The following is a 6,424-nucleotide window of genomic DNA, read 5'->3' as shown; positions in this document are numbered from 1 at the left end:
GTCGACCTCCCCGTCGATCGGGCGCGACGCTGAGCGGACATCGATCCACGGAGGCGTGACATGACTGCCCGAACCGAACGTATACCCCTGCGGCGCGGGGCTTTTACCGACCCGGCACAGCCCCCCGGGCCCCCCCGGGGGGGGGGGCGGCTCTTCTCAGGTCAGGACGTGAACGACGCCAGGGCGGCCGCCAGCGTGGTGTGCATCGCGAACACCTGGTCCAGGCTCGTCATCTTCAGCTGACGACTGGTGGCGGGGCCGTCGGCGACGACCGCGATCTTGGTGGTGTCGCCGGCGCGCTGATGCGCGGCGACCAGCGTCGCCATGCCCGCCGAGGCCAGGAACCCGACCGCGGTCAGGTCGATCACCAGCGTCGCAGGTTTGTCGGCCAGGATGGCCTCGATCGCGGCGTCGAGCGCGGGCGCGGTCGCCAGATCGACCTCGCCGGTCACCGTCAGCACCGTGACGCCGTCGTGTACCGCCGTCGTGGTGGTCATCGTGTCCGTGAGTGGATACGCGTCTCCGGATGAGTTGGTCACGACTCAACAACACACAACTTCGCCCGAATACGCAAGCCAACGGCCTCACCCGCCGGTGCGCACCTATACTCGGGAGGCACTGTGAGTCCTCCGTTGACCCTCGGGCCCGGCGTCGCTGCCTGGCTGTTCGATGTAGAGGAGTGCCGATGCTGCCCGATCCGGTCGAGGCCACCGACCTGAACATCTACAACGACGACACGCTCCCGTGGAGCCGGGTGCGCACCGCCGTCGAGACCGGTCTCACCGCGCTCGAGACCACCCAGTTCCTCGGCACCGTCGGCCCCGACGGGCGGCCGCATTCGGCCGGGATCGGCGCCTGCCTGGTCGGCGAGCACTTCTACTTCACCAGCGGGCCGGACAGCCACAAGTCCCGCTATCTGGCGGGGAACCCGGCGTGCACGCTGTCGTTCCGGTTCGTCGACGATGTCGATGTCGTCTTCGAAGGTGTGGCGACGCGCACCACCGACCACGGGGAACTCGACCGGGTCACCGAGAGCTATCGGGCGAGCGGCTGGCCCGCCGAACGCGACGGCGACGCCGTGACCGCGCCGTTCAGTGCCCAGAGCGCCGGGCCTGCCCCCTGGTGGCTGTACCGGTTCGTGCCGCACTTCGCGGTCGGCGTCGCGCTGACCGATCCGCACGGCGCGACCCGCTGGAAGTTCGCGCACTAACCCGCCGCCGGGGTGAGTTCCAGGCGCGGCCAGTCCGCCAGGTCGCGCAGCAGCTGCCGGTCGTGCGTGGCCAGCACGACCGCGGCACCGGTGCCGGTGAGCGCCTCGGTGAGCTCGTCGACGAGGGCGACCGAGAGATGATTGGTCGGCTCGTCACACAGCAGCAGTCCCGGACGGTCCGCCAGCCGCAACGCCAGGTGCAGCCTGCGCTGCTGGCCCTGCGAGAGCCTGCCGACCGCGGTGTGCCTGGCCTGGCGTTCCAGCAGGCCGGTCGCGGCGAGGGAGACCGGGTCGGTGCCCGCACGCGGGCCGAGGCGTCTGACGTGCCGGTCGTAGACCTGCTGCGCGGTCTGCTCCGGCTCCCACGGGGGCACCTCCTGGCCGATCAGCGCGATCCGGGCGGTGGGGCGCCGGTCGACCGAGCCCGTGGTGGGTGTCAGCGCGCCGCCGAGGACATCGAGCAGTGTCGACTTGCCCGCGCCGTTGACGCCGGTCACCAGGAGCCGGTCGCCCGCGTCGATCGTCAGCGTGACCGGCCCGTCGAGCCGCCCCGCCACGGTCAGGTCGGCGGCGCGCAGCAGCGGTGTCCCCGCCCGGACCTCGGGCTCCGGAAAGCGCAGGCGCAGCGGCGGTTCCGGCACCGTCACCCGGTGTGCTTCCAGCGCCGACTCGCGGCGGTGCAGGGCCTGGACCACGCCGGGCGCCCGGGATTGGCGCTGATGTCTGCCATGCCCCCTGTCGGGCCGCCAGCCCGTGTTCAACCGATCACGGGCCTCGGCCACCGACTGGCGCAGCCGGTCGCGCTCGGCCACCTGATCGGCGTACTCCTGCTCCCACTGCGCCCGCGCCCGGCGCCGACCGTCCTGCCAGCCCGCGTAGCCACCGGCGAACCACTGTGGCCTGCCGTCGGGACTCGGGTCCAGATCCAGGAATTCGGTCCCGATGTCGCGCAGCAGCGCCCGGTCGTGGCTGACCACGGCCACCCCGCCCGCGTGCTCGCGCAAGCGTCGGGTGAGGAAATCCAGACCCGCGCGATCGAGGTGATTGGTCGGTTCGTCGAGCAGCATGAGATCGGGGCGTGCCCCGAGTAGGCAGGCCAGGCGAACCCGGTAGCGCTGGCCGACCGAGAGCGTGTCCAGCGTGCGGTCCCGGTCCGGGCAGGCGCCCAGGGCCGCCAGCGCGATGTCGACGCGCCGTTCGGCGTCCCAGGCGTCGAGCCGGGTCGCGGTGTCGAGTGCGGCGGCGTAGGCGTCGTCGGCACCGGGTGCGCCCGCCGCGAGGGCCTCGGTCGCGTCGTCGAGCGCACCGAGCGCGCGCAGGGCGGGTCCGATCGACTCGGCGACGAGCGTGCCGACGGTCTCACCGGCGCGAAAGGGGATGGCCTGCTGGGCGATTCCGAGCGTGCCCGCCCGGGTGACGGTGCCCGAGTCGGGCCGGATCACCCCCGCGAGGACGTGCAGCAGCGTGGTCTTGCCGCGCCCGTTCTCGCCGACGACGGCCAGCCGCGACCGGGCCGAGACGGTGACGGAGACATCGGTGAGCACCGGCCGGTCACCGAGGCGATGGTGGACGCCGCTCGCCCGGACATGGGCGTGCGCGCCCGCGGGCAACTCGTCGAGCGAGGCCGGGCGCGCGAGAGGGGGTACAGACATGAGTGAGGCTCCGTGCCACGAGGAGGGAGCCGGGACGACGCGAACGACCGCCCGGCATGACAGCTCGGACGGCGGCCTCGGAAGAGCAGAAGAATCCCTGTCGCCGCCGTCAGCGGCGCGACCAGGGCTTCGTCATCGCGGTGTGTCCACACATGCCATCGACGGTAGCCAGGACGGCACCGGCGCGGCAAGCGAATATGACCGTTGCCTCCCCGGAGCGGCCGAACAGGGTGGGGCTGGCGTTATTCCGAAGTCGTCGTACTGTGAGGGCGTGAACATCGATGTGACGCCACTCCCGGGGATCGGCGTGTGCAAGGACTTCCCGCTGGCGCAGGCCCGGCGCCGGATCGGTGTCGTCGAACACCGCGACGGCTCGGTGGATCTGGTGGTCTCGCGGGCCGGGGACTACGACACGACCACGTCGATTCCGCTGTCGGGCACCGAGATCGGCGTGCTCGCCGGCCTGCTGGGTGCCCCGCAGGTGGTGCAGAAGACCCCCGAGGTGCACGGCGTCGGCGAGCTCACGACCAGGCAGTTCGCGATCGATCGCGGCAGCCCGTTCGACGGGCGTCCGCTGCGCGACACCGCGATGCGCACCAGGACCAAGGCCTCGGTCGTCGCCGTGGTCCGCGCGGGCGATGTGACCCCCTCGCCCGGAACGGATTTCACCTTCATCGCCGGAGATCTCGTGGTCGTCGTCGGCACCGACGAGGGTCTGGAAGCCGCGGGACGACTGCTCGACCAGGGCTGACCGGAGCCTGCGAATAGTAAAGGGCAGGTAAGGTATCGCCTAGCTGACGTTAGGTGATCCAACAATGAATGTAGATGTGACCTCCCTGCCCGGAATCGGTGTCAGGAAAGAGTTTTCGCTGACCAAGGTGGACCGCCGCATCGGCGTGGTCGATCACAAGGACGGCGGCACCGATCTGATCTTCACCAAGGTCGGCGACCCGGACACCACCGTGCAGATCCCGCTGTCGAGCGCGGAGGCCCGCACACTGGCCGGATTGCTCGGTGCACCGCAGCTCGTCGCCCAGCTGCGCGAGGAACACCGCGATCTCGAGGGGGTGAGCACCCGTTCGATGCCCGTGCCCGCGAATTCGGCCTACGCGGGCAGGCGCCTCGGCGAGACCGAGATGCGCACCAGGACCCGCGCCTCGATCGTCGCGGTCCTGCGCGCGGGCCAGGTGCACGCCTCCCCGGGGCCCGAGTTCGAGTTCCTCGGCGGTGACATGGTGGTCGTGGTCGGAACGCAGGCGGGGCTCGATGCCGCGGCCGTGATCCTCTCCGACGGCTGAGCGCGTGCATATCAGTGATTCCGCGCTGGCTCTGATCCAGCTGGGGGCTGTGTTCTTCGGTTTGGGGGTGCTCGGGCGCATCGCGGCCCGCGTCGGCCTGTCGCCGATCCCGCTGTATCTGCTCGGCGGTCTGGTGTTCGGTACGGGCGGGCTGGTCGAGTTGCACGCGGTGGACGAGTTCATCCACCTCGCCAGCGAGATCGGTGTGATCCTGCTGCTGTTGTTGCTCGGGCTCGAGTACACGGCCGGGGAATTGGTCACCGGCATGCGTAAATCGTGGACGGCCGGCCTGCTCGACCTGGTGCTCAACGCGACGCCGGGGGTGATCGTGGCGCTCATGCTCGGGCTCGGCCCGACGGGGGCGATCGCGATGGCGGGCGTCACCTACATCTCGTCCTCGGGCATCGTCGCGAAGGTGCTCAACGACCTGGGTCGCCTCGGTAACCGGGAGACCCCGGTGGTGCTGTCGATCCTGGTGTTCGAGGACCTGGCGATGGCGGTGTATCTGCCGGTGCTCACCGCGGTGCTGGCCGGGGTGGGCTTCGTGGCCGGGATGACCACGGTCGGCATCGCGCTCGTCGCGGTGACCGTGGTGCTGGTGGTCGCGCTGCGCTACGGCAAGTACGTCTCGGCGATCGTGGCGAGCGAGGATCGCGAGATCTTCCTGCTCAAGCTGCTCGGCTCGGCGCTGCTGGTCGCCGGCGTGGCATCGGCGGTGCAGGTGTCGGCGGCGGTCGGGGCGTTCCTGCTCGGCATCGCGATCTCCGATTCCACCGCGCACGACGCGACCAAGATCCTCGAGCCGCTGCGCGATCTGTTCGCGGCCATGTTCTTCGTGCTGTTCGGTCTGAGCACCGATCCGCGGACGATCCCGCCGGTGCTGGGCTGGGCGGTGCTGCTGGCGGTGGTCACCACCGCGACCAAGATCGCCACCGGCTGGTGGGCGGCCAAACGCGCGGGCGCGTCGCAGCTCGGCCGGGCCAGGGCGGGTACGGCGCTGGTCGCGCGCGGTGAGTTCTCCATCGTCATCGCCGGTCTGGCGGTGGCCGCCGGCGCGGTGCCCGACGGCTTCGCCGCGCTGGCCACCACGTACGTGCTGCTCATGGCGATCATCGGGCCGATCGCGGCGCGGATCGTCGAACCGGTCATGCGGGGGATCAGCGGCCGCCGGACGCGGGTGCGTGAGGTCCCGGTCGCGGAGTAGACGGCCGAAAGGCCCCGTCGGTTGTCACCGGCGGGGCCTTTCGTGTGCGCTGATCACTCGGCGGGCAGGGCCACCCCGGTCGCCTGGGCGATGTCGGCCAGCATCCGCTGCGCCGCCTGCACACCGATGCCCGACATCCAGGTCTCGTCCGGCACCTCGTACACCTTGCCGCTCTTGACGGCGGCGAGATCACGCCAGACCGGGCCGCTGGTGACCGCGTTCTTCGGCGTCTTGCCCGGATCGTCGATGGTGGCCACGAAGATAATGTCCGCCTCGGCGCGGTCGATCTGCTCCGGGCTCACCTCGATCATGATCTTCTTGGGGTCGGTGCTCGACTGGGCCTCCGGGCGGCGCAGGCCGACATCGGCCAGCACGACACCGCTGAAGGACTGATTGGTGTAGAGCCGGGTGGGGCCTGCCAGGAAGCGCACCACCGAGGCGCTGGGCACGGTGCCGTTGCCCTTGGCCTTGATCAGTTCACCGAGCGCCCGCGCGCGGTCCTCGTACTTGCGCAGCGCGTCCGCCGCCTGCTGATCGAGACCGAGGGCCTTCGCGTGCACGGCCAGGTTGGCCTTCCACGGACCGCCGGTGGTCTCGGTGAACACCGTCGGGGCGATGCCGCTGAGCTTGTCGTAGACCTTCTCGTGGCGGATCTTCGAGGACAGGATCAGATCCGGCTTCAGCGAGGCGATCCGCTCGAGGTTCGGCTCCAGCAGCGGGCCGACGTCGACGACCTCACCCAGCCCGGCCTTCAGGTAGTCGGGGAAGCCGCCCTGGGTCTTGGTGTGCGGCACGACCGCGCCCACGGGGGTGACCCCGAGCAGGGTGGTCGAGTCGAGTTCGGCGGTGTCGAGGACGACCACGCGCTGGGGCGCCTTCGGGATGGTCACCTGACCCATCACGGTGTCGAGGGTGCGCGGGAAGCTCGCCGAGTCGGCGGCGGGGTTGGCCGATTCGGCCGGGGCGGAATCGGTGCCGCACCCGACGAGCGCGGTGAGCGCGATGAGGGCGCCCGCGGCGGCGCCGAAGCCGCGGCCGCGGAGTCGTGACAGGGACATGG

General features: G+C 70.8%; 7 protein-coding genes. 4 read left to right on the top strand and 3 right to left on the bottom strand.

The features are described from left to right. Window positions 1–161: 161 nt before the first annotated feature. A complete protein-coding gene (locus QH270_RS18915; protein WP_280344160.1) occupies window positions 162–497 on the bottom strand; it encodes an STAS domain-containing protein in 336 nt (111 codons plus the stop codon). A 188-nt stretch (window positions 498–685) separates the two neighbouring features. Here QH270_RS18915 and QH270_RS18910 point away from each other — a divergent pair, with 188 nt between their 5' ends. Further along, window positions 686–1,210, top strand: a complete 525-nt coding sequence (locus QH270_RS18910) for a pyridoxamine 5'-phosphate oxidase family protein (RefSeq protein WP_280344158.1) — start codon at window positions 686–688, stop codon at window positions 1,208–1,210. On the opposite strand, the gene QH270_RS18905 is transcribed toward QH270_RS18910, so the two are convergent. Further along, on the bottom strand, window positions 1,207–2,862 hold the full coding sequence (locus tag QH270_RS18905) for an ABC-F family ATP-binding cassette domain-containing protein (RefSeq protein WP_280344156.1): 1,656 nt from the start codon (window positions 2,860–2,862) through the stop codon (window positions 1,207–1,209). The genes QH270_RS18910 and QH270_RS18905 overlap by 4 nt on opposite strands. A 271-nt stretch (window positions 2,863–3,133) precedes the next feature. On the opposite strand from QH270_RS18905, the gene QH270_RS18900 reads away from it, so the two are divergent. The 3 genes from QH270_RS18900 to QH270_RS18890 all read left to right on the top strand — a co-directional run bounded on the left by QH270_RS18900 (window position 3,134) and on the right by QH270_RS18890 (window position 5,364). Beyond that, the gene (locus QH270_RS18900) at window positions 3,134–3,613 is read left to right on the top strand and encodes a cation:proton antiporter regulatory subunit (protein ID WP_167456116.1); all 480 of its coding nucleotides are present in this window, start codon (window positions 3,134–3,136) and stop codon (window positions 3,611–3,613) included. A gap of 64 nt (window positions 3,614–3,677) precedes the next feature. Beyond that, the gene (locus QH270_RS18895) at window positions 3,678–4,160 is read left to right on the top strand and encodes a cation:proton antiporter regulatory subunit (protein WP_280344154.1); all 483 of its coding nucleotides are present in this window, start codon (window positions 3,678–3,680) and stop codon (window positions 4,158–4,160) included. 10 nt (window positions 4,161–4,170) lie between these two features. After that, window positions 4,171–5,364: a cation:proton antiporter gene (locus tag QH270_RS18890; protein ID WP_280344171.1), complete on the top strand. Its 1,194-nt coding sequence runs from the start codon at window positions 4,171–4,173 to the stop codon at window positions 5,362–5,364. Window positions 5,365–5,417: 53 nt separating this feature from the next. Here the strand turns inward: QH270_RS18890 and QH270_RS18885 are convergent, their stop codons facing one another. After that, on the bottom strand, window positions 5,418–6,422 hold the full coding sequence (locus tag QH270_RS18885; protein WP_280344152.1) for an ABC transporter substrate-binding protein: 1,005 nt from the start codon (window positions 6,420–6,422) through the stop codon (window positions 5,418–5,420). Between the last annotated feature and the right edge of the window lie 2 nt (window positions 6,423–6,424).

Source organism: Nocardia neocaledoniensis, from assembly GCF_029868625.1.
Lineage (GTDB): Bacteria > Actinomycetota > Actinomycetes > Mycobacteriales > Mycobacteriaceae > Nocardia > Nocardia neocaledoniensis_A.
Note: the sequence above shows the minus strand (reverse complement) of the source record. Positions and strands in the feature narration are given on the sequence as shown.